The sequence below is a fragment of the Borrelia persica No12 genome (assembly GCF_000500045.1).
Taxonomy (GTDB): domain Bacteria; phylum Spirochaetota; class Spirochaetia; order Borreliales; family Borreliaceae; genus Borrelia; species Borrelia persica.
Window position 1 is genome coordinate 199953 of record NZ_AYOT01000146.1, and the last position, 23524, is coordinate 223476.

At 28.4% G+C, this 23524-nt stretch carries 23 protein-coding genes; 7 read left to right on the forward strand and 16 right to left on the reverse strand.

Annotated elements, in window-relative coordinates; all coding sequences use genetic code 11:
• Positions 1–13: 13 nt before the first annotated feature.
• The 4 genes from U881_RS0104215 to U881_RS0104230 form a co-directional block, all read right to left on the reverse strand.
• Entirely contained in the window at positions 14–2242 is a 2229-nt protein-coding gene (locus U881_RS0104215; protein ID WP_024653368.1) for a methyl-accepting chemotaxis protein, read from the reverse strand.
• Between the two features lie 171 nt (positions 2243–2413).
• Entirely contained in the window at positions 2414–3340 is a 927-nt protein-coding gene (locus U881_RS0104220) for an ABC transporter permease (protein ID WP_024653369.1), read from the reverse strand.
• Complete coding sequence (locus U881_RS0104225; protein ID WP_024653370.1) at positions 3312–4463, reverse strand: ABC transporter permease; 1152 nt, start codon at positions 4461–4463, stop codon at positions 3312–3314. Before U881_RS0104225 ends, U881_RS0104220 begins: the two co-directional genes overlap by 29 nt.
• On the reverse strand, positions 4463–6043 hold the full coding sequence (locus U881_RS0104230; protein ID WP_024653371.1) for an ABC transporter ATP-binding protein: 1581 nt from the start codon (positions 6041–6043) through the stop codon (positions 4463–4465). Before U881_RS0104230 ends, U881_RS0104225 begins: the two co-directional genes overlap by 1 nt.
• Before the next feature lie 213 nt (positions 6044–6256).
• On the opposite strand from U881_RS0104230, the gene U881_RS0104235 reads away from it, so the two are divergent.
• Genes U881_RS0104235 through U881_RS0104250 form a run of 4 tightly spaced genes read left to right on the forward strand, consistent with a single transcriptional unit; the run spans position 6257 to position 9337 of the window.
• Positions 6257–6919 (forward strand): HAD family hydrolase, encoded by a 663-nt coding sequence (locus U881_RS0104235; RefSeq protein ID WP_024653372.1) that lies wholly within the window; start codon positions 6257–6259, stop codon positions 6917–6919.
• Positions 6916–7779, forward strand: a complete 864-nt coding sequence (locus U881_RS0104240; RefSeq protein ID WP_024653373.1) for a hypothetical protein — start codon at positions 6916–6918, stop codon at positions 7777–7779. Before U881_RS0104235 ends, U881_RS0104240 begins: the two co-directional genes overlap by 4 nt.
• Positions 7773–8819 (forward strand): hypothetical protein, encoded by a 1047-nt coding sequence (locus tag U881_RS0104245; protein ID WP_024653374.1) that lies wholly within the window; start codon positions 7773–7775, stop codon positions 8817–8819. Before U881_RS0104240 ends, U881_RS0104245 begins: the two co-directional genes overlap by 7 nt.
• Positions 8816–9337 (forward strand): hypothetical protein, encoded by a 522-nt coding sequence (locus tag U881_RS0104250; RefSeq protein WP_024653375.1) that lies wholly within the window; start codon positions 8816–8818, stop codon positions 9335–9337. The genes U881_RS0104245 and U881_RS0104250 overlap by 4 nt, the downstream gene beginning before the upstream one ends.
• 2 nt (positions 9338–9339) lie before the next feature.
• Here U881_RS0104250 and U881_RS0104255 read toward each other — a convergent pair whose 3' ends face one another.
• The 8 genes from U881_RS0104255 to U881_RS0104290 form a co-directional block, all read right to left on the reverse strand.
• Complete coding sequence (locus tag U881_RS0104255) at positions 9340–9780, reverse strand: response regulator (RefSeq protein WP_024653376.1); 441 nt, start codon at positions 9778–9780, stop codon at positions 9340–9342.
• A 48-nt stretch (positions 9781–9828) separates the two neighbouring features.
• Complete coding sequence (locus tag U881_RS0104260; protein ID WP_024653377.1) at positions 9829–10317, reverse strand: chemotaxis protein CheX; 489 nt, start codon at positions 10315–10317, stop codon at positions 9829–9831.
• A 12-nt stretch (positions 10318–10329) separates the two neighbouring features.
• Entirely contained in the window at positions 10330–11727 is a 1398-nt protein-coding gene (locus tag U881_RS0104265; RefSeq protein ID WP_024653378.1) for a CheR family methyltransferase, read from the reverse strand.
• Positions 11728–11734: 7 nt separating this feature from the next.
• Positions 11735–14341, reverse strand: coding sequence for a chemotaxis protein CheA (locus tag U881_RS0104270; protein WP_024653379.1), 2607 nt, complete (start codon positions 14339–14341; stop codon positions 11735–11737).
• A gap of 73 nt (positions 14342–14414) precedes the next feature.
• Complete coding sequence (locus U881_RS0104275; RefSeq protein WP_024653380.1) at positions 14415–15452, reverse strand: flagellar filament outer layer protein FlaA; 1038 nt, start codon at positions 15450–15452, stop codon at positions 14415–14417.
• Between the two features lie 82 nt (positions 15453–15534).
• Entirely contained in the window at positions 15535–16074 is a 540-nt protein-coding gene (locus U881_RS0104280; protein ID WP_024653381.1) for a hypothetical protein, read from the reverse strand.
• On the reverse strand, positions 16064–17068 hold the full coding sequence (locus U881_RS0104285) for an N-acetylmuramoyl-L-alanine amidase family protein (RefSeq protein ID WP_407637305.1): 1005 nt from the start codon (positions 17066–17068) through the stop codon (positions 16064–16066). Before U881_RS0104285 ends, U881_RS0104280 begins: the two co-directional genes overlap by 11 nt.
• Positions 17052–18011 carry a glycosyltransferase family protein gene (locus U881_RS0104290; RefSeq protein ID WP_024653383.1) on the reverse strand — a complete coding sequence of 320 codons (960 nt, stop codon included), beginning with the start codon at positions 18009–18011 and terminating at the stop codon, positions 17052–17054. Before U881_RS0104290 ends, U881_RS0104285 begins: the two co-directional genes overlap by 17 nt.
• A 45-nt stretch (positions 18012–18056) precedes the next feature.
• Between U881_RS0104290 and U881_RS0104295 the strand changes: the two genes are divergently transcribed.
• On the forward strand, positions 18057–18713 hold the full coding sequence (locus U881_RS0104295) for a hypothetical protein (RefSeq protein WP_038363646.1): 657 nt from the start codon (positions 18057–18059) through the stop codon (positions 18711–18713).
• Here the strand turns inward: U881_RS0104295 and U881_RS0104300 are convergent, their stop codons facing one another.
• Genes U881_RS0104300 through U881_RS0104310 form a run of 3 tightly spaced genes read right to left on the reverse strand, consistent with a single transcriptional unit; the run spans position 18714 to position 19915 of the window.
• The gene (locus U881_RS0104300; protein ID WP_038363649.1) at positions 18714–19142 is read right to left on the reverse strand and encodes a DUF192 domain-containing protein; all 429 of its coding nucleotides are present in this window, start codon (positions 19140–19142) and stop codon (positions 18714–18716) included.
• Between the two features lie 2 nt (positions 19143–19144).
• Complete coding sequence (locus U881_RS0104305; RefSeq protein ID WP_024653386.1) at positions 19145–19555, reverse strand: hypothetical protein; 411 nt, start codon at positions 19553–19555, stop codon at positions 19145–19147.
• A 12-nt stretch (positions 19556–19567) separates the two neighbouring features.
• Positions 19568–19915 carry a primosomal protein N' gene (locus U881_RS0104310; protein WP_024653387.1) on the reverse strand — a complete coding sequence of 116 codons (348 nt, stop codon included), beginning with the start codon at positions 19913–19915 and terminating at the stop codon, positions 19568–19570.
• Between the two features lie 97 nt (positions 19916–20012).
• Here U881_RS0104310 and era point away from each other — a divergent pair, with 97 nt between their 5' ends.
• Positions 20013–20885 carry a GTPase Era gene (era, locus tag U881_RS0104315; RefSeq protein ID WP_024653388.1) on the forward strand — a complete coding sequence of 291 codons (873 nt, stop codon included), beginning with the start codon at positions 20013–20015 and terminating at the stop codon, positions 20883–20885.
• Positions 20886–20970: 85 nt separating this feature from the next.
• Positions 20971–22536, forward strand: a complete 1566-nt coding sequence (gene lysS, locus U881_RS0104320; protein WP_024653389.1) for a lysine--tRNA ligase — start codon at positions 20971–20973, stop codon at positions 22534–22536.
• Between the two features lie 85 nt (positions 22537–22621).
• On the opposite strand, the gene gpmA is transcribed toward lysS, so the two are convergent.
• The gene (gpmA, locus tag U881_RS0104325) at positions 22622–23371 is read right to left on the reverse strand and encodes a 2,3-diphosphoglycerate-dependent phosphoglycerate mutase (protein ID WP_024653390.1); all 750 of its coding nucleotides are present in this window, start codon (positions 23369–23371) and stop codon (positions 22622–22624) included.
• Positions 23372–23524: the final 153 nt, after the last annotated feature.

Consider the following 23524-nt stretch of genomic DNA (forward strand, 5'->3'; position numbering starts at 1 on the left):
ACAAAAATAAGTTCTAAAAATCTGAAAAATCATCATCAAAATCCAAATCCTTATCGACAACATCAATAGCTTTCTTAGGATCCACCCTTGTACTCACAGGTTTAAAATTCATATTTGAATCAGCAAGTTCATCATTTGTTTTACCACCCAAAAATGCACCATTTTTCATATTCAAAGAAGCAAGATTTCCACTCACCAAATCATCATCAACTTCAAGTTCACCAGGAGAAACAGCACCTTCAAAATCTTTAGTCTTGAAAAAAGATATTACCTCTCTTAGTTCCTTAGCTTTCTCAAGCATTTTATCAGCCATACTTGAAAGCTCTTCACTGCTTGATGCTGAAGCTTGTACTACTTCTCCAACTTGATCAAGAGCCGTTTTAAATTGCACAATTTGTTCATTTTGTTTATAACTTCCTTCAGAAATTTTCTTTACAAGATTAGTTGTCTTCTCTATATCGGGTAACATATCTTCAAATATCAATCCTGCTTCCGTTGCTAATCTAGAATTTTCTTCCACTAACTCACCAATCTCAAGAGCAGATTCTTTACTAAGATCAGCAAGCTTTCTAATCTCACTTGCCACAACAGCAAATCCTTTACCTTCTTCTCCAGCTCTTGCAGCTTCAATTGCCGCATTTAAAGCAAGCAAATTAGTTTTTCTAGCTATCTCTTCAATAACACTAACCTTCTCAACAATAGCCTGCATAGCCACAACAGATTCTTCAACAGCTTTACCACCTATATGAGCATTTTGATCAGTAACTAAAGCTATCCTTTCAGTTTCTCGGGAATTATCAGCACTCATCTTAACCCCATCCGATATCTGTTCAATATTAGCTGACATTTCTTCAAGTGTTGAAGCCTGTTGCAACGCACTAGAACTCAAACTTTGACTTGAATTTGCAACTTCAATACTTGCCTTATTAACATAATCAATATTCTGAAGAACACTTGTAATAGCATCTGCAATAGCATTTCTCATTTTAATAATTTGCACACCCAACAAAGTAAGTTCATCAGAATACCCATCATCATCAATAATGTAACTTTTATCCAAATTTCCTTGGATCATTTTTTTGACCAAATTCCCAACCAAATTTAATCTAAAAGCAATAAGCGACTCTATTCTAACTGATAAAATAACAACTAATATAATGATTCCCAAAACAACACACGCAATAAATTTAAAAGATAAGCTATCAATAACTCCATGAATATCATCATAAGGAATCCTAGCAACAAGAATTCCACTATTACTTCCAAGCTCACTGCTAATCGGCAATATAGTAAAATAATTATACAATTCCATCTCTTTAAAATAAAGCTTTTCAATTTCATAAACCGGTGTTTCAGTTGGAACAACAGGCTTTCTAGGAGGCTCAGATAATGTATTCTTTAAAGAATTAAGAAAAAGATCACTAATTTTAGAACTCTCATTATATTCTATTAAAGGATTAACAAGATTATTATACGGATCTAAATAGGCTAAATTTCCTCTCTTATAAAACCCAAATCTAAATCTATCCAATTCAGCTCTGATACAATCTTCAAGTAAATAACCTACTAAATAGCCAAGAAACACCTTGTCTTCTGCCGAATATACAGGAACAACTACAGCAGAAGCTCTTTTATCCTTATAATGAGACCTAATAGCAACTTCTTTGGCTATCCCCTCGTTAAGATCAGTATACCAACTGACAAAACCTAATCTATCTTTATTATAACCTTCAACAGATTTTTTAAAATATTCTGTCTCTGACTCAGATTGTCCAAAATCAATATTACTCTCATGTCTTGTAGTAACAATGATCTTACCTTCAAAATCAAGGAATGCAAATTCTTCATAAAAAGTATCAAGCTTCAAATTCCATAATATGTTATACAAACGACTCCGATATTTTTTATCAAACTTAACAGTATCAAGAACTATTTTGGAATTTTCTCTAAATACATCCAATTCCATATCTGAAAACATGCGTCCACCATTTTTAACTAACTCATACTTAGTCATAGTCTCAAGAGCTAAAGTACTACTTGCACCATCAATTATAATGTAAAATGTATCCAACAAAGCTTGTACAGCAAAAGCAGCTCGTCTTAATTGAGATCTCGTTAACTGTTTATAATAATTTTCCAAATAATTACCCAAAATAAACTTAAAAATTAAAGAAAAAAACAAAATGATCATCACTAAATATAAGAATAAATATACAATAAACTTGTACTTAATTTTTAACATAAAACTACCTCGTAAATTAATCTCTCACCCAATTAATTTAACAAATAATAAAATTACACAAATATAAGAATTAAAATAGACACTCAACATATACTTTATACCAAAAAACATAATTCCCAAATAGACCTTACAATCATTACAACTGTATCTTAAAAAAAATCAACATAAAAATCAATCTTCTCGATAAGGCAAACCTAAAGCTTGAGGAGCATAATTATTTTTTGCAAAAAACATAAGACTTAGAATCACGACAATATACGGTAAAATAATCAATACTTTAAGAGGAATCACAAAAGAAAAAAAAGAAATTTGAGATATCATAACAACTAAAGTCCTTATAAAAGAAAATAAAAAACTACCCATTAAAATTCCAAAAGGTTGCCAATTTCCAAAAATTACCATAACAATAGCAATAAAACCTTGCCCACCAATAATTCCCTGCATATAACTTGAAGCAATAACAGTAGAAAAAACTGCTCCAGCAATCCCTGCAAATAAACCACTACATAAAACACAAAAAAATCGAATCATCAAAACATTAACTCCAAGAGATGCTAAAACGTCTGGTGCCTCACCACTAGCTTTAATTCTAAGCCCAATTTTAGTATAGTTAAACATTACATGAAAAACAATAACACAAATTATTGCAATATAGAGTGAATATCTTTTTCCAAAAATCTGAAATATAATAGATCCTTTATCCAAAACCCCATCAAAAAGTATAGGTAACTTAATATCTATTGGAGGAGTTGATGCAGATCCAAAAATAAAAGTTCCAAATAACATAGCAATAGCTGGTCCTAAAAAATTAATAGCCATTCCAGTTATTATTTGATCTGATTTAAGGAAAATAGTAAAAATAGCATGTAAAAGTGAAAGAATAAGACCTGATAACCCCCCAGCAAAAATTGCAAATAAAGGACTACCATAACAATATGCAATTGTAGAACCAACAAATGCACCAAGAACCATTGTACCCTCAATGCCAACATTAATTATTCCGCTTCTCTCACTTACAAGTCCGCCAAGACCAGCAAAAATCAAAGTCTGAGAATTTACAAGCGTTTCGCTAATTAGAAATATTAGTGCGTTTAACACCTTCAATCGCTCCCAAAAAAACCTTTCTTAAAAAATTACTAGCAGAAATCACAATCACCACTATCCCTATCATCAAAGATACAATTGAAGAAGAGAGACCCATTAAACTCTGAACTCTACTACTACCATAAATCAAAACTGAGAATAAAATACTTGAAAATATTATTCCTATTGGAGAACTATTGCCTATTAAAGCAACAGCTATACCATTAAGACCTGTTCCTTCCATATAAGAAAGCTTAAATATTACCTTATTAACACCCATAACTTGTATAGCACCTGCAAGTCCAGAAAGAGCACCTGAAAGGAACATAACAAAAATCAAAACTTTTTTAATATCAATGCCTACTCGATAAGAAGCCACAATATTATGTCCTATAGAACTTATTTTAAACCCAAGCATCGTTTTATTCAATAAAATCCACATTAAAATAGCAACAATAATACCAATAATTATGCCAAAATTAAGAGGAGCTTTTAATAAATCATTAATAAATGGATGTTCTCCCCTATAAGCAAGTCCTTGAGGTGAAAGTTTCCAAGACCCAAAAAAATCAATAAAAGCACTCTCCCTAATTGACTTAGATAAATCACTATCACCCTTTTTAATACCAGGCAAATCAATGATTATATTATTTAGATGAAATAAAATCCAATTAAACATTATTCCTGAAATTACTTCATTGATATTAAACTTAATTTTTAAATATCCAATTAAAATACCTAAAATCCCTGATAATAATGCTGCAAAAAATAAAATGAAAACTACATGTAATAAAGGAAAAAAATCAAAAAAAATTCCAGCTATTAAAGCTGCAATTGAACCAAGCATAAATTGACTCTCAACACCAATATTAAAAAGTCCCACTTTTAATGCAATACCAATTGAAAGCCCCGTAAAAATCAAAGGCGTAGCATAGCTTATAATATATCCTAAATGTTTAGGAGAGGAAAACATAACTTCTATCATGATAGAATACATTCTCAAAGGAGAATACCCAAGAACTAATACCATTAAACCAACAATTAAAATTCCCAAAAAAAACGCAAAAAAATTGATAAACATTGAGGAACTTAAAAATGTTACAAGTATTTTTCTCAATCTATAATTATTAATTAGCATTAAATTGCACCCATCATCATCTTGCCAATAACACCAGCATCAAAATTATCTTCCAAAACACCTATAATTTCACCACCATACATTACAGCTATTCTATCACAAACACGAATAAGCTCATCAAGTTCAAGAGATACAAGAAGAATTGTCATTCCTGCATCTCTTTGCTCTATAATTTTTTTATAAATATTTTCAATGGCACCTATATCAAGTCCTCTTGTAGGTTGAACCGCCAAAAGAATTTCGGGCTGCAAATTAATCTCACGTGCAATAATTACTTTTTGCTGATTACCTCCAGAGAGATCTTTAACCTTGCTTAAAACATCTCTTGGCCTAATATCAAACGAAATCGCAAGTTGTTCACTTATTTTCTTAAGAACAACCAAATTAAAGTCAACAAATTGTTTTCTAAGAGTATTTAAAAATTCAAATTTTGATTTACCATTTCTCATATCACCACTCTTCATTTTTAAATACTTAACATCATCAAAACTCTTAATACCAATATTTTGCAAAATATTAAAATCCAAAATAAGTCCGTGCCTTTGCCTATCAGACGGAATATGTCCAATTTTTTTATCTATTATCTGTTTAACGGTAAGACCTTTTATTGATTCAAATTTACCATCAACCTTTTTAATTATATCTCCACTAACAATAGCTCTAATACCAAGAATAGCCTCAACCAATTCATCCTGACCACTTCCTTCAATACCAGCTATCCCAAAAATTTCACCTTTCTTAAGATCGAAACTAATGTCTTTAACTCTTAAAACACCTCTATCATCTTTCACTTTTAAATTCTTAATCTCAAGAACATTTGTATGAGTAACATTCTGCCTCTTAGACATATCAAGAAAGGTTTCTTTGCCTATCATCAATTTAGTAAACATCTTCTCATCAGTACTCGCAACATCAAAAGTTCCAACAACCCTCCCAAGACGCATTACTGTACATCTTTGTGCAACAGACTTTATTTCTCTTATTTTATGTGTAATCAGTATTACAGTATATCCCTCTAAAACCAATACTTTTAGAATATTCATAAATTCATCTATCTCTCTAGAAGTAAGTACTGCCGTAGGTTCATCAAAAATAATAATATCTGCTTTTCTATAAAGAACTTTGAGTATTTCTATTTTTTGTCCCATTCCAATACTTAAATTTTCAACAGGCTTATCAGTATCTATTTTTAAACCATATTTTTCAGAAAGTTCAATTATTTTCTTTCTAGCACGCTTATAATTGACAAACCCAAATTTCGAATCTTCGTATCCTAAAATAATATTTTGTACTGCCGTAAACTTAGGAATTAACATAAAATGCTGAAAAACCATACCAATACCACTACGAATAGATTCACTCGAATCCTTAAGTTTAAGCTCATTTCCCCTTAAAAAAATTCGCCCGCTATCAGGTCTGTAAATTCCATAAATAATTTTCATTAAAGTGGTCTTACCAGCACCATTCTCACCAAGAATTGCATGTATCTCTCCCTTTTTAAAACTCATACAAACATTATCATTAGCAATAAAGCTTCCATATCGTTTGGTAACTTTATCTAAAACCAATATATCTTGCATTAAAGATAACCTGAAAATATAACGAGGTTAAACAACACTTATTTATATCCTTAACCAGAGATAATAAAACTAAAAACAAATATTTTCAAGAGCGCTTTAGAAAAAAAACAAAAATAATGTAAAATACTAAAATAATATAATAAGCTAAATAAAAAATAAAAATAATGATAAAATGAAGGCAAATGATATATAAATTTTTCAAGGGATTACAATATGAAAATAAAAGCTTGTATTTTTGACATGGATGGAACTTTAATAAACAGCATTATAGATATTGCATCCTCAATGAACTTTGCTTTAAAAAAATTGGGATATAGTGAAATTAACACAGATGAATTTAACAATTTAGTCGGAAGAGGCTATTCTAAATTAATAGAAAATACTCTAAAGCATCTTAACATAAACTTAAATGATAAGGATCTCAATGATACTCTTTACCAAGAATTTGTAAGAACATACAATCAAAATTTATATTCCCACACAAGGGCATACGATGGAATACCAGAACTTTTAAAAAAATTAAACTCACTTAATATCCCAATAGGAATATTAAGTAATAAAAACCATGAAGAATTACTAATAATAACAAAAGACATATTCAAAGATATTAAATTTTTTGAAATAAGAGGTTATTCATCAAAATTCGAAGCAAAACCAGATCCTGCAAATGCACTTGACATGATTCTAGAATTAAACCTTATGCCACAAAAAATAGCATATATTGGTGACAGTGATGTTGATATGTTAACCGCTCAAAACGCTGGTTTCCTACCCATAGGAGTTTCATGGGGATTTAGAACAGTACAGGAATTAAAAGAAAACGGGGCAAAATATATCCTAAACAACCCAATTGAGCTCCTAGACATAATCAAATGAATTTAAAAGTATATTTTCCACATCTTTATCATTATTTATTTAATCATGAAAGTATAAAAGGATTATCAGTTTTTGAAAAAGAAGTTGAAATAATCAAATACATAGAAGAAAATAAAAAAACCATTTCAACATTTATAAATGAAAATTTTAAATCTGACATCGATGCACTCATTGAATACGTTAAAGAAAAAACAAACATAATAATCAATCCTATTATTTTGTCAAATATTGAATCTATTGATATAAATGTCGTAAAAGATCTTTTTAATAAAAAATTTAATAAAAATAATCTGGAACTAATATTCAACTCCATTAAAGCAAATCCTCATTTAAGAAAAGAATTTTTATACAACTTTAATGTCATAATTAGTGGATACATAACATCTTATATAAATAAACTTTTTGAAGATAAAAATTCTTACACAATATATTTAATAAAAAAAGAAAATAATATTTTTGATTCTTCTAAGATTCTCAAAAACTACATTAAAACTCTACTATTGTTAAAAATAATAGTAATTAAGTTTTATTTAGAAAAAAAAATAAAACTGGTTCCCCAAAATATTGAAAACACAGCACAATTAGTTAGCAGGGAAATTGAATTTTTAGATGATAACACGATTAAGATAATAACTCAAAGTCTGTTTAAATATGAAAATTTAAGCAATATGTCACCAATTGCAACCTTAATATCAATTTTTTCAAACAGAACAAAAATTCCAAATATTAAAAATAACAAAACAAAAGGGTTTATAGGATACGATGAGAGCTGGTTTGCAATAAAACAATCAACTTCCAAAGACTACGATCCAAGAATTATTAAAGAACTCTTAGAAATAGCTAGGAAAAACAAATGGTAAAAATATTTCCAAATTTTTTTAAAGCCATATTAATAGCATCTATACTTACATTTTTAACAGAAGAACTATCAATAATACTTTTTTTGCCATATAAAGTTCGATTTGCCTTAATATTTATTGGATTTTTATTTGATATAATATTGATCTTGATTTTCTTATACAAAATTTTAAAGGCATATTTTTTAAAAGTATCACAAATATACATAAGGAATAACCTATTTTTCGACTTAATTCACTGCCTAATTCCTTTAATATTTTACAGTTCTAACCAGGTTCAAAACATACTAAATCCTCACGAAACAATCTTAAGCCCAATAATACTCTCACTCTTTAAATTAAGATTTTTAAGACTTCTTAGATTTAACGATTTAATGATTGAAATTTATTATAATCCAAAAGAAAAAAACTTAATCTTAATTGCATTTGCCAGAACATTTTCAATAAGTTTACTAATCCCATTTATATTTTTCATAATATTCTCAAGTTCAAGCTTTGCAAATACAATTCCAGAAAAGCAAGAATTCAATGTAATCAAAAATATCTCTATCACGACTGAAAAAAATTATATCAAGGAAAAATACCCCTTTATCCTTATAATTAAAGATAAAGACCAAACAATATACTCTAAATCCAATGATATATTTTTTTATTACAGTCCTAGTGAATATAAAATTATAGAAATAGATCAAACAAAATTCTATATAGATAAATATTTACAAAGAAAAAACGATTCTATAATAGGAATATTTTTATTTACACTCTTCATATCATTTACAATATTTTTGACAAACTTTTACAAATTTTTCAAAGCAAGTTTTCTAAATCCAATTATATTAATGCACAAAATCTTACAAGATCCAATTGAATATAGAAAAATTCAAATTCCATTCAACTTTAGCGAGGAAAAAGTATATGAAATGGCAAAAACATTTAACAATACTTTATTAAAAGATAAGCTAAATGCAAAAAGGAGAAGCAAAATTCCACTAGAAATTGAACAAATAAAGAAAATAATTAATAGTAATAAGGAACACATATGATAAGAAAAATACTTCTGTTACTTAGTATTAATACATCAATTTATTCACGACTAATAACAAGTTCAATAGAAAAAAGATCATCAGAGGTAATAAAAAAATATCATGCCTTTAATTTAATAACAGAAGAAGAATATTATACTCAAAATCCAAAAAGCACAAATGAAATAGAAATATATGAAATAACAGAAAATTTTATAAAGAGCATTTTTAACAACAAAATAGATTATACTAAAATCACTCCAAGATACAGAGAAACCAATAAATATTTACTTAACAGTGAAATCATAGACAAAGATTTCCTAAAATACAAAATATTTAAAATTAAAACCATAGACTCAATCTTTAAAAGCTCAGCATTAATATACACAAAACAAGGATTTTACAAGTTAGAACTATATATAGGTAAAGATAGCAAAGAAAAACTAGAAATCTTCAACATCAATCCATCCTACTTCAAAAAAAACCTAAATGAAATAAGCAATGAAATTATTTTTTATACAAAAACTAATCAAAATTAATTTCATTTAACAAATACAGACATAACTCTTTGAAGAACCTTAGCCCTGTCAAGGGGTTTTACAATAAATGTCTTTGCACCTTTAATCAAACAATCTTTAACTAACTGTTCCTTTCCTAAAGCAGAAATCATTATTACTTTAGCATTTTTATCAAATTCAATAATCTTATTAAGACATGTCATTCCATCCATTTTTGGCATGGTAATATCAAGAGTAACAACATCGACATTAGGATAATGGTTTTTATACTTAATAATAGCTTCCTCACCATCACCAGCAGTATCAATAATGTTAAATCCTTCAGAAGTAAAAATCTGAGTAAGCTGTTTTACGGTAAAAACCGAATCATCCACAATCAAAACATTAAAAGGAACTCCTGTATCATAATTAATACCCCTTGGTTTATTTGCAGAATCCATAGCAATTGTAGTTTTCTGGATCATATTAAACCCTCTTTTCTAATAATAAGCACTCTCAGTTTCATAATAATATCAAACCCTCTCTCTTATTGCAATATTAACTTCAATAATTTTATTACCTGGCAAAGTAAAAGGTACTATTAATGCCTCAGCCCCACAATTATTAAGTATATTCATATTTTCGCCATAAATGAAAGCTGGAGGAGTTATATCAAACACAAACCCCTTATAATGTAGAGTAGTAACAAAATGACCAGCAATAACATTCCCAAGTTCTGTAAGAGTTGCTGTCACCATATCTCTAGTCTCATCATCATTAAAATTGACAAATTCTGTAAAATTTAATTTAGATGTAACAAAAAGTGCAGTATCAAGATCCATATCAATAACAATACTACCTTCAACGGAACCTGCAAGTCCCACAATTACAGAAACTCCCTTTATAGTTTTATCCCTTACATGTAGCCCTGGCGTACCCATCTGAATATCATCAATATACAACATATCTCTTAATACTGAAGAAGCAGCATCTAAAAATGGCTCTATATAATCTATTCTCATGATATCTCTCCTTTAAATCCTTTTATACAGGTTAAAATATTTTACAGAATGATCTTTTACAAAAAGACCATTATTCTTAAGTTCTTCATTATCTCCCAAAATCAAAAGAGCACCCTTAACAGATTTTTCTGCAATTGTATGTAAAATCAAAGTTTGTCCATCATCATTTAAGAAACACAAAATATCCCTTAAAAACACAATTCCCAAATTTTCTGGAAATTCCGACAGAATGGCATCTGAATATTCAAATAAAATATTATTCATAATCTCTGGTTTAAACTTATAAACCCCTGGACTCTGTTCAAAGGAATTTTTTTTATAAATCTCACTCAAATTAATTTCAGATTCTAAGAAAACTAAATTGGAGGTACCTATGACCTTTTTAAAATCATTATCAATAGATGTTACTTTAAAAGGATTTCCATAAGATTCATATAAAACATTCACAAAAGACACCGTTTCCTTTCCCTCACCACACCCAATCTCAAAAATATTTAAAATGGTACCAATATCACTCATATTATTAATATGCTGTTGAACAATTTCCTCCTGAAATTCTTTCAAATACTGATCATTCCATAACTGACCTGATGACTTTGAATAAAATTCATTTAAGAAATTATCATAAGCTAAATCATTAATATTTGCAATATCTAATTCAACTCCAACTCGCTTTAAAAAATCATCACTTACACAAGACGAATTAAAAGAATATTTAAAAAGATTTTCCCTAATAACCTTTAAATCATCCAAATTATCTTTAGAAGATGACACAAGTTCACTATCAGATGAATTTGATAACTCTAAAGAATTATCATTAGAAAACAATGATTGCTCCTCATGCTCAGAAGAACCCATTTTATAATCTTCATTTTTCCTATCTTCTAATAAAACCTCTTTTTCGTTTATATCACTATCATAATGAAAAATTCTCTCAACATCAAGAATAATATACAATTTGGAACCGTGTTCAACTACACCTTTTATATAATCTATAAGTGTTTCTTGAGACAAAACAGGATGGGGATCTTGAATCAAAGAAGAATCAATTGAAAAAACATTATTAACTTTATCAACAATAACTCCTATTAATAGGTCGTCATTTCTAAGCACCATAATATCTTCAAACTCTCTTTTAATGGTTTCTAAATTAAACATTATGCGCAAATCAATAATAGAAATTATTTCCCCTCTCAAATTATCAAGACCAACCACATATTTCTTAGCATTCGGAACATATGTAAAATTATTAGACTTTCGAATTTCTTTAACTTGCATAATATCTACCAAATAATTATCATTCCCAATATTAAAAGATACTACCTTAAAATCCAAATTCACAGAATCTTTTTCTTTAATCCGACTACTAAAATTATGCTCATCTAAACAATATATCTCTTTTATTTCCATCATCAGACTATCCCTTCATATCCCTTAAATCAAACAACCTAAACACATCAATAATTAAGACAACCTTACCATTACCAAGAGTCGTAGCGCCAACTATTCCAGGACTAGAAGCATATTTATCTTTAATAGGTTTTACAACAAAATCTTCCTCTCCAAGAATAGAATCAACAACTATCCCTGCTTTCTTATCATTAATATTAATCACTATCAAAAATTTCTCATATAAATTTTGATGATCATTTTCTATATTAAAAAGCTCATCAAGTCGCAGCACGGATATAACCTCTTCCCTTAAATTATATACCTCATGATCATTTTCAAGAAGTTTAATATGCTCTTCATTAATTCTATGAGTTTCAAGCACACTATTTAAAGGAACAACATAAATCTCACTGCCCGATTTTACAAGAAGACCTTGAACAATTACCAATGTTAAAGGGAGTTTAATTTTAAAAGTAGTTCCAACATCAATTTTTGAATCTATAATGATAGTTCCATTTAATTTTTTAACATTATTTTTAACAACATCAAGTCCCACACCTCTACCAGAAACATCTGTAATCTTACTGGCCGTAGAAAATCCAGGTTCAAAAATCAAATTAAGTATTTCACTCTCAGAGAGAACTGTATTTTCACTTATCAAACCTTTTTCAATTGACTTTTGCCTAATAACATTTGGATCTATACCCTTTCCATCATCTGCAATCTCAATTGATATCACATTACCCTCATTTTTGGCACGCAAAACTATGTGACCAACTTTATCTTTACCCTTACTAATCCTCTCATCTGTAGTTTCAAGTCCATGATCCATAGAATTTCTAATACAATGCATTAAAGGATCTACAAGATCATCTATGACAGATTTATCAACTTCAGTCTCTTCTCCTTGAGTACTAAGTTCTACAATCTTGCCCAATTTTTTTGAGAGGTCTCTTACCACTCTTGTAAATCTTGAGAAAATACTAGAAACTGGCAACATCCTTGTTCGCAAAACACTCTCATGTAAATCAGTAATTATCCTAGAAAGTCTACTAGAAGCAAACCTAGAATCTTGAAGAATTTTAAACAATAAATTTTTTAGATTTATCATATCATGCAAACTTCTATCAAGTTTATGTTCCAGCAAAGCTGCTATCCGCGTCTCAACAGAACTCTCCAAATCCAAACTCACATCTTTAAAAATCATCTTTAAATCTGACAAAAAACTATTACGAAAACTTTCTTGATAATCATAAAAATAATTAAAATCATAAAGGAAAGATGTCATATCAGAATTTATTTGGTTATAGGATGATTTACTAATAACAGCTTCACTTACAAGATTCAATATAGAATCTATCCTTTTACTATCAATTCTAATTAAGTTGACATTTAAAGCTGATTTTTTAGATTCTTTAACGGGAGAATAAGCATCAACCCCAGTACTAGCATCCAAATTAACATCTTTTAAATTAATTTCATTCAAATTAATTTCGTTAATATCAAAACTAACAACGACATCTGATAAATCTACCTTCTTAGAAATACTCTCTACTGATGTGCTTGATATTAAATAATATACAATAAAATCAAAAAATTTATCTGTTAATAATTCTTCACCATCAGGAATAGACTTATAAACTTCACCCAAACTCTTTAATGCCTGCAACATTTGAAGTCCAGAAATCGTTGACATAGGATTATCTTTATTGAAATATAATTTTACTTCAAATAATTTCAAGTCTCCAATATTTTCTTTTAAATTCGCAATCTCATTGTGAGACAGCTGCAAACTACCTCTATTAAATACTGTATCATCTTTAGAGAGTGTATTATGAACAACTGGATCTTTTTCTCTTAACTCTGCCTTTGCCAATTCGCTATCAATATCAAATTCATCAATTGAATAATTTGACGCAACATCAGACAAAGTTATCTTTTCTTCAACATTATGACTATTTAAACATATTAAGTAATAATCAACCCTTTCAAAAAACTTATTGGTAATCAATTGATCATAATTTGGAACGGTATGAAGAATTGGACCTAAATCCTTTAAAGCCTGAAACATCTGTATACCAGCAATTGTAGCCATGGGATTATCTTTATCAAAATCAATGCTAACTCTTAAAATTTTCTGACCAAGTCCCACAACTTCACGCATATCACTAATTTCAGAAGAAGAGAGCAAAAATTCATCATTATCTTTATTCCCTAAAACTGCAACAGAATCTGCCTGATTATCATGTTCTAAAAACCCTCTTAATTTATTTTCAAGTCCGCTTACATCTTGTAAATAAACATTTCCATGAAGACGCGCATCAAGCATATCTTTTATTACATCAAGTGCATTTAAAAGCAAATCAACAAGATCATTGCATATCTTTAATTTATTATCTCTAATAGAATCAAATACATCTTCAACAACATGAGTAAAACTTGAAAGTTCCATCATATCAACAGAAGCTGAACTGCCCTTAATAGTATGAGCTGCCCTAAATATCTCATCAATAGTTTCCATATTATTAGGGTCATCTTCTAATGATATGATATTCTCTTCAAGAGTATCTACAAGGTTTTGAGCCTCTTCAAAAAAAATTTCTAAAAGATCTTCATTATCTGAATCTATCATTAACCTAATTTCCTATTTTAGCTCAATAGAGTCAAACTTAAAAAAATTAACCCTATTTGCATAATTAAATCTATTATCTCTTAGTACGAACCCCAGATTCATCATTAGTACCCTCTTGAAACGCATCTTGAAAAGATTCATCCGGTATTGACACATTTTCTCTAACCTTTAAAACTTTTTTAAGAGCCTCTTGTGTCTTTAATTTTCGAAGGAACTCAACTCCACGCTTTTCATAAATATTAAATATGGACTCATTATCAATATCAGAATCCATAGAAATACTTAACTTATCATAAATAACTCTTACATCCTTGATATAAAAAATCAAATTTTGTTCCTTTAAAGTATGAAATTTTGAAACCCTAAATGCCTTCAACCTCATTTTGCTTGAAGGAAGAGGATAATTAGGAACATTATCATTAGCTATTTTAGAACTTATTCCTGGAAGATAATTAGGATTCGTCCACAATAAATCTGCCCAACCCTTAAATTTCAAGGAACCTAAAGGATAAACATATTCCATACCACTCATATCTTCAAATAAAACTTCAAGATCAACATCATGACCCAAACTGTAAACTGCAACCTTTACTTCTTTCATAATTTTAACATTATCAATAAGCCCTTTCCCTACAAATTGATTACCATCTTCCCCAGCATAAAAAGGAATTTGAAATGGAGGCAACACCATTGCAGAAGACTGAATACGACTTGGAAATAATACTCTAACCCCTAAAATTGTCTCTCCTGGATACCTCTTAGAGTCACTCTTAACAACAGCTGAAACAACAGTAGAATTTTTTACATATGCCTGCATTCTAGCTGAAGGCGTTAAAAGAACAGTCCAATTATCTATTCCAAGATCTAATATCATATCCTCTGGCTTCATAATACTTGAAGCTCCAGAATATACACGATCAACATAATCTGTAAGATCAAGATTAGTAGAACTTGAATCTTTTGAAAGTTCTGCAAAATCAATAACCAATTCACCAGGTTCACTCTTGGAAGAATCATCATTTGGTACTGTTTCAGACGTTCTCTGTCCAAAAACAGGAATTAAGCAAACAAAAAAAAATAAAAGAAAAATAATATTTTTTACTTTAGCCATAAAATCAACCCCTTCTATAAAATAACTTAATTTTTTTATTTGACAATTTTTACAGCACATTTAGTAATATTTACAAATAGCCTCAAACATTTAGAATATACCCCTCAATAAAAACAACAACATTTGTAACCTTCCTAGGATAATTGAAATTAAGCGTATCTTTTAAAGATTTAACAAATACACTTACCTTCAATTTATCAGAGTCATTATAAACACCATTTTCAAAAGAATCATAAAACTCTTTAGAAAGATTTATAAAATATACATCATTACTCATAAAAGAATATAAAAGCTTTATATTACCTGTTCCAAATTGCAAAGAAAAACCTTTACTATTACCTAACAAAAAGTCTTTAACTAACAAATCCAAATTTTCTTTAAAAGTTTTCTTTTCTTTTAAATAGCGTACATCAGAAATCAATTCAGACTGAAAATGGAAATAAAATACCTTTCTAAAGAAAAGATTATCATAATTAGAAAATACCATATATGAAGAGAATAAAAAAGTTAATAATAAGAATAAAATGAGTATTTCAAGTAAATACTTTGAACAATTACGACTAAAAAAATTATAATAAATACAAATACTTTTCACAAACACATCCAAAATATTACTTTTCATAAAATTCAATAAATTTAATTAAAGACTTAAGTACCAACATATTTATTTTGCTCATATAATTATAATCTAAAAGTAAAATCGCATCATCAATATTAGACAAAAACCCAATCTCAATTAAGACAGCAGGCATACTACTATTCTTAATCACAAACCATTGTTCTTCTCTAATTGTTCTAATTTTAGTCTCACACAAAACGTTACTAAAAGTCTCATACAAAATTTCTGCTAATTTCCTTGACTCATATTTATACTTAATATCAAGTATATCATTAAGCTCCCTTAAGTATCTATTCCCTCTAATATCATATCCTTTCAAATTCCTTACAACTTCTCTTTTTGAATTTTGAGGAAGATACCAAAATTCAACTCCCCTAGCATCAGGATTTGGAGCATTATTTGCATGTATTGACAAAAATATAACATTATTGGGAAAATCCGGTTTAATTGCATTTGCAAACTCAGATCTATCCTGCAATGGAACAAAAACATCATCCACACGTGTTAATAAAATATTTCTATCTAGAAAATAATTACTAAGAATCTTATACAAATGCATAGAATAAGTTAAAACAAAATCCTTCTCAAAAAGAAAAATATCATGTTCCTTCAATTTATGAGTCACAACAGCTCCACTATCATGCCCACCATGACCAGGATCAATTACAATCGATGTTATTCGTGGTTTACTATAACTTTGCAAAGATCTAAAATGGTTCTCAATCTGCATCAAAGCTTTTTTGGTTATTAAAATTTCCCCATTTCTTAAAATAATAGGATCTACATAAATATAATAACCAATAGATGATAGACCATATTCAAAGCCTTCTTTAAGCTTAAGATATCCCTTCTCATGTTCAATTGTAAGGATATCCCTTTCAATATTAAAATTAAACTTAAAGAACTTACTATCAAATGAATCAAGAATATTAACATACTCAACTTCATTTGCATGCAAAAATGAAAACACAAAGACTAAATTAATCAATAATATTATTTTCCCAAAGTTCAATTGCACTCTTTAAATCACCTTTAAACCTTAAGCTGCTTTTAATAATTTCATATTTGATTTCTTTAAACTCTCTGCCAAATTTAAAAGGATTAATACCATATTTTAAGCATAGCCTCACAAATCTCAAAAATGAAAATTTTATTCCATTTCCAATAAAAATAGGAACATAATTTTTAAGTAAAAAGATCAAAAAACTTCTATTTTTTGTTAAATCTTCTGGAACATTTAATGCTGTATATTGTATACGTAGTTTTCTATAAATATGGATGCTTTCTCCAAAATAAATAGCTCTAAGTCCAAAATCCAATCTTTGAAAATATTCGTTCTTAATCCTTTTGTCAAAACCCCCTAACTGAATAAACTTCTCCTTAGAATAAAGACCACAATAATCCATAGTAATTAAAGTTTTATCATAATCCCGTTCAGAATTTATTAAAATCACCTTTAATCTTTGACGTTTATCAATAGTGGGAAGAAAAACCGATGGAACAACTTCTTCTTCTTTATCAAAAAATTCACCACCAACAAGAAGGACATTTTTTTTAACAATTTCATCAAATATATTGGGAATCCAAAAAGGATTTAACAGATACATATCACTCTGCAATACAAAAACAAAACTACAGATGGATTCTTTCATAGCTAAATTAACTTTTTCTCCAGAATTCAAATCATCAGAAAGCAAGATAAACTTTAATTTATCATAATTTTCTGAAATGAATTGAAGAGAAGTCCTATTACTCTGCTTTTCAATAGAAATAATTTCCCTGATAAAGTCAAAATTAGAAAGGAATTCAAACAGATCTTCCCTAAAAATTTTCGTGCCTCTATTTAAAATCACAAAAGATATTCCAAACGTTGACTTTTGTACATAATTATTTTTAGACTGAATAACCGTATAAGAATAATCATTACTTTTAAAATACATATAACTTACTTCAAAAATCCTTATAATTAAACTATAATAAATTACATGGTAAGCACTAACATGTTAAAAATAAGTATGATAAACATTGAACAATTAAAATATAGCATAGTTATTGCCGTTTTAATACTCATAACATTAATAAGTTGCAAAAATAAAAATGTAACTTATGACAAGAGAATAAAAAAAATACTTGATAATAACAAACTAGAATATAGAATAGACAAAGAAAACGATTTCATCGTATCAAAAATCATTAACGATACACATATAGAAATAATAGTCAGGTCAAAACTAAATTCATATCAAAATTCAAAAATAAGAGAAATATTTGGTATTGTCGAAATATTTGATGTTAATTCGAATAAAATTCAAGAAATATCAGAATCTCTAATGAGTGATAGTTACAATAATCGCGTTTTAGGCTCATGGGAAATAATCCATGATCCAGAAAGAGGTAACAATTCTTTAGTATATATTGTCAAAGCTGAAGAGAATGCAAAAGAAACATTTTTACTTGATGCACTTGAAGAAGTAGCAACAACAATATGTATTTTTAAAAAGGTAATAAAGGGCAATGAAGAAGTCAATATTGAAGACACACCTAATGAAAATTTAAATAAAATTTCTAATGATACACTAAAAAATGAAGACGACATCAAAGACCATGCAGAAGAAGAACTTCAAAAAATAAAAGCTGAATAATTATTTTATATTTAACGAACTAACATCAAAATTAAACTGAATTTTATCACCTATCTTAATTTTAAATTTAGAAAAAGTACCCTTTGGAACCTCAAGGGCATATTTGACCTTATATTTAGAATTTACTCTTCTCTCTGAGAAAGGAATCAAGCTATAAATCTCTTTAATAATACCTGCAGCATTAATATAGGCAATCTCAAGTGGCACAGGAGTATTTTTCATCCAAAAAGATAAATTTTTTTCCCTATCAAAAATAAAAAGCATGCCATTATTTTCATTTATATGCTTAGTTCCCATATAACCTTTAGCCCTAGTAACATCATCAATTGCAAGTTTAACAAAAAACTTAGTATCTTTGACAATGATTTCTCTATCATATACATGACTAACACAAGAGACATATAAAATTAATGCAAAAAGAAATCTCAAGCTTAATTTTCCCCATTAATGTAAGACTTTAATGTCATTCTTAAGATATTATGACTCAACACAATGACCGAATCACCAATATCCCAAACATAATTAAAAGGAGTTACAATAATAGGATCACCAAACTTTTCATTAATACTCAAAATAATAGAATATTGCGGAATCAATTTTTTATCAAAAACAAAAGTATATGAATAAAGCTTATCCTTATTATCAAAACTAAAATAAGCATCTATTACAGAAGTTTTCCCTTTAAAATTTAAAATTTGTGTCTTAAGAGAGACAATTTCAACTTCGTCAATATCATAATAAAAAATAGAATTTCCTTTAACATTATCTTCAATAGATTTAACATCATCTCCTAGCTTAAAAGACAAAAAAACAGAAAACAAATAAAAAACCGTAATTCCCATATGGGTTTATCCTTAGAAAAAAAGAATATAAACAAAAAGTAAAATAATCAAAAAATTAGCAAACAAATAAAGCATAACATTAACATAAAATCCAAAATAAAATCTTTTCCTTAAAAAACTATCACCATGCCATAACCTTTTAAATCCTCTTTTGAAAAAATGCTTTTTTGACTGTTTTTTAAAAGGATTATAACTACATTTTGGACAACCACGCTCAAATGCAGAGACAACACCTACATATCCACAATTTGGACATTCAAGATCCCCTAACTTAGAATGACAATTTAAACATACTGACTTATCAAGCCCAACCACCTCACCACATCTTTCACAAAAAACCTCAAAATTGACTTTTCTCAAATCTAAATCCTCGAAATACAATATTTAAAGATAGTATACATTAATTAACATATAAAATATATTAATAATATTAATAGATCAAAATAGGAAAATTAAAATGAAATCAGGATTTGTATCAATAATAGGTAGACCCTCAACAGGTAAATCTACACTTTTAAATTCAATATGTGGACATCAAATATCAATCATTTCCTCTACACCGCAAACAACAAGAAATAAAATAAAAGGAATATTTACAGACAAAAGAGGACAAATTATCTTTATAGATACACCGGGATTCCACCTAAGCAAAAAAAAATTCAATATATCACTAATGAATAACGTATACTCTGCAATTGAGGAAACAGAACTAATTATCTATGTCATAGATATCCAAGATCAACCTGGAATTGAAGAAAATAAAATATTGACAATTATCAAAAAATCCAAAAGCAATTTTTTAGTGGTTATAAATAAAATTGATATTCAAAAAACAAAAGAAAAAGAAATAATGATATTTTTAGAAAAGAACAAAATACCAAAAAACAAGATTATAAAGATCTCTGCTGAAAAACAAATCAATATTGAACAAATCAAAGATAAAATTTATGAAAATCTTAACGAAGGACCTCTTTATTATTCAGAAGAATATTACACAGATCAAGAAATTAATTTAAGAATTAGCGAAATAATTAGAGGAATCACTATTAAAAAACTTAAGAAAGAATTACCATATTCTCTATACATAGAAATTGACATTTTAGAAGACAGAGAAAACAAGCTTTTAATTAAGGCAAACATTATTGTAGCTGGGGAGAGTCAAAAGGGAATAATAGTTGGCAAAGGAGGAAAAGGAATTAAAGCTATTGGTGAAGAATCAAGAAAAATAATATCAACAATATTTGAAAAAAAATGTAATTTATTCTTACAAGTAAAATTAAGGAAAAATTGGAATAAAAATACCAAATTAATTAAAAACTTAATAAACTAACACGGTAATATCTTTAAACATCCTTTATAATATTGAAATAACAAAAATAGAATGATAAAATTAGATTTTAAACAGAGGAAATATTATGAAAACATCACACTGGGCAGATTTTTACGCAAAAAAAATAATATCAGAAAAAGATGAAAAAGAACAATACACAGTTGCATCAGGAATTACACCATCAGGAACCGTACATATTGGAAATTTTAGAGAAGTAATTTCTGTCGATCTTGTAGCAAGAGCACTAAAAGATTTGGGCAAAAAAGTAAGATTCATATATTCATGGGACAACTATGATGTATTTAGAAAAGTACCCAAAAACATGCCTAATCAAGAATTATTAACAACATATCTAAGACAAGCAATCACAAGAGTTCCTGACACAAAAACTAATAAGTCAAGTTATGCAAGAGCAAATGAAGTAGAATTCGAGCAATATTTACCTCATGTAGGCATTAACCCAGAATTTATAAATCAAAGTTTAAAATACATGTCAAGTGATTATGCAAATCAAATTAAGTTTGCACTAGATCATAAGAATGAAATAGCAACAATACTAAATAAATATAGAACAACAGAACTTACAGATGACTGGTATCCTATTAGCATTTTTTGTACCAAATGTAATAGAGATACTACAACAATAAAAAATTATAACCACTGCTATTCCATCGAGTATTATTGCGAATGCGGTCACAAAGAATCAATAGATTTAAGAAAAACATGGGCCTGCAAACTTCTATGGAGAATTGATTGGCCAATGCGATGGAAATATGAAAATGTTGACTTCGAACCTGCTGGAAAAGATCACCACAGTAGTGGAGGAAGTTTTGACACATCAAAAGAAATTGTAAAAATATTTGGAGGAACTCCTCCAATAACATTTCAGTACGATTTTATATCCATCAAAGGACATGGCGGAAAAATATCCTCATCATCTGGAGATGTCGTATCATTAAAAGATGTTCTTGAAATATATACTCCTGAGGTTACAAGATTTTTATTTGCGTCAACAAAACCTAATACAGAATTTTCAATATCATTCGATCTTGATGTAATAAAAATTTATGAAGATTACGATAAATTTGAAAGGGTATATTATGGAATTGATGAAATTCAAGAAAAGAAAAGAGAAGCGTTTAAAAGAATTTATGAACTCTCACAACCACAATCACCAGACAAAGAAATTCCTTATCAAATTGGATTTAGACATCTAAGCGTAATATGTCAAATTTTTGAAGGAAATAAAGATAAAATTTTCACACTTTTAAATGATGTAAAAGAAAATCAAAAAGCAAAACTTATAAATAAAATTGAATGTGCCATCAATTGGATCAAAAAATTTGCACCTGAAGATTTCAAATTTTCACTAAGATCAAAATTTGATAATATTGAAGTACTGCAAGACAATGATAAACAAGCGGTAGTACAACTACTACATTTCTTAAAAAAAGATTTTAACAATATTACTGAAAAAGAAATTCAAGATGAAATTTATAATATTGCAAGAAGCAATAATATTGAACCCTCATTATTCTTTAAACAGCTATACAAGATATTAATTGATAAAGATAAAGGACCAAAATTAGCAGGATTTATTAAAATAATTGGTATTGAAAAATTTGAAGAAATTGCAAAACATTACATCTAATCTCAATTATAAAGTATTTTAAATACAATAATAAGAAATCATTAACAAAATATGATCTCTTATTATTAATTTAATACGTTTTTATCTATCTATTTTTCTTTCCTTGATTAGCAACAGATTCCATAGCTGCTTTAACCTTGGCCTCATCCCCCAAATAATAATGTTTAATCGGCTTTAAATCCTGATCAAGTTCATAAACTAAAGGAATACCAGTTGGAATATTCAACTTTAAAATATCATCCTCACTCATATTATCAAGATATTTAACAAGAGCTCTTAAAGAATTACCATGAGCAGCAATAATCACTCTTTTTCCTTCAATAATAGCTTTGGCAATTTTATCTGTCCAATATGGTATAACCCTTGCAACAGTATCTTTTAAACACTCAGTTGAAGGAAGTTCACTTTTAGGAATATTTTTATATCTTAAATCATGAATTGGATGACGCTTGTCAGATTCATCTAAAGGCATAGCAGGAACATCATAACTACGTCTCCAAATTAAAACCTTATCCTCGCCATACTTCTCAGCCGTTTCAGCCTTATTTAATCCTTGCAATGCTCCATAATGTCTCTCATTAAGTCGCCAAGATTTCTCTACATCAATATACGATTGACCCAATCCACGCAAAATAATATTTAAAGTATCATTAGCTCTGACTAACACTGAGCTAAAAGCAATATCAAAAGAATATCCTTCCTCTTTAAGCACTCTACCAGCTTCCAAAGCTTCAGCAATACCCTTCTCAGAAAGTTTAACATCAGTCCATCCTGTAAAAAGATTTTCCTTATTCCATTCACTCTCACCATGACGCACTAAAACTAATTTATACATAAAATCTCCTAAGAAATGTTTTAATTACCTTAATAACACCTTTATCAATTAAAGTAACACAAAATCTCATTAATGTTAATACTCAAATATTGCCCAAACACAATAAATTATCAAACTATTCTATCCAAATAAAACACTATTACTTACTCTATT

What these genes read in the sequence shown, in the direction of transcription:
- U881_RS0104215 (WP_024653368.1), bottom strand. Translation starts at nt 2,242, where the DNA reads ATGTTAAAAATTAAGTACAAGTTTATTGTATATTTATTCTTATATTTA.
- U881_RS0104225 (WP_024653370.1), bottom strand. Translation starts at nt 4,463, where the DNA reads ATGCTAATTAATAATTATAGATTGAGAAAAATACTTGTAACATTTTTA.
- U881_RS0104230 (WP_024653371.1), bottom strand. Translation starts at nt 6,043, where the DNA reads ATGCAAGATATATTGGTTTTAGATAAAGTTACCAAACGATATGGAAGC.
- U881_RS0104235 (WP_024653372.1), top strand. Translation starts at nt 6,257, where the DNA reads ATGAAAATAAAAGCTTGTATTTTTGACATGGATGGAACTTTAATAAAC.
- U881_RS0104240 (WP_024653373.1), top strand. Translation starts at nt 6,916, where the DNA reads ATGAATTTAAAAGTATATTTTCCACATCTTTATCATTATTTATTTAAT.
- U881_RS0104245 (WP_024653374.1), top strand. Translation starts at nt 7,773, where the DNA reads ATGGTAAAAATATTTCCAAATTTTTTTAAAGCCATATTAATAGCATCT.
- U881_RS0104250 (WP_024653375.1), top strand. Translation starts at nt 8,816, where the DNA reads ATGATAAGAAAAATACTTCTGTTACTTAGTATTAATACATCAATTTAT.
- U881_RS0104255 (WP_024653376.1), bottom strand. Translation starts at nt 9,780, where the DNA reads ATGATCCAGAAAACTACAATTGCTATGGATTCTGCAAATAAACCAAGG.
- U881_RS0104260 (WP_024653377.1), bottom strand. Translation starts at nt 10,317, where the DNA reads ATGAGAATAGATTATATAGAGCCATTTTTAGATGCTGCTTCTTCAGTA.
- U881_RS0104265 (WP_024653378.1), bottom strand. Translation starts at nt 11,727, where the DNA reads ATGGAAATAAAAGAGATATATTGTTTAGATGAGCATAATTTTAGTAGT.
- U881_RS0104270 (WP_024653379.1), bottom strand. Translation starts at nt 14,341, where the DNA reads ATGATAGATTCAGATAATGAAGATCTTTTAGAAATTTTTTTTGAAGAG.
- U881_RS0104275 (WP_024653380.1), bottom strand. Translation starts at nt 15,452, where the DNA reads ATGGCTAAAGTAAAAAATATTATTTTTCTTTTATTTTTTTTTGTTTGC.
- U881_RS0104280 (WP_024653381.1), bottom strand. Translation starts at nt 16,074, where the DNA reads ATGAAAAGTAATATTTTGGATGTGTTTGTGAAAAGTATTTGTATTTAT.
- U881_RS0104290 (WP_024653383.1), bottom strand. Translation starts at nt 18,011, where the DNA reads ATGTATTTTAAAAGTAATGATTATTCTTATACGGTTATTCAGTCTAAA.
- U881_RS0104295 (WP_038363646.1), top strand. Translation starts at nt 18,057, where the DNA reads ATGGTAAGCACTAACATGTTAAAAATAAGTATGATAAACATTGAACAA.
- U881_RS0104305 (WP_024653386.1), bottom strand. Translation starts at nt 19,555, where the DNA reads ATGGGAATTACGGTTTTTTATTTGTTTTCTGTTTTTTTGTCTTTTAAG.
- era (WP_024653388.1), top strand. Translation starts at nt 20,013, where the DNA reads ATGAAATCAGGATTTGTATCAATAATAGGTAGACCCTCAACAGGTAAA.
- lysS (WP_024653389.1), top strand. Translation starts at nt 20,971, where the DNA reads ATGAAAACATCACACTGGGCAGATTTTTACGCAAAAAAAATAATATCA.
- gpmA (WP_024653390.1), bottom strand. Translation starts at nt 23,371, where the DNA reads ATGTATAAATTAGTTTTAGTGCGTCATGGTGAGAGTGAATGGAATAAG.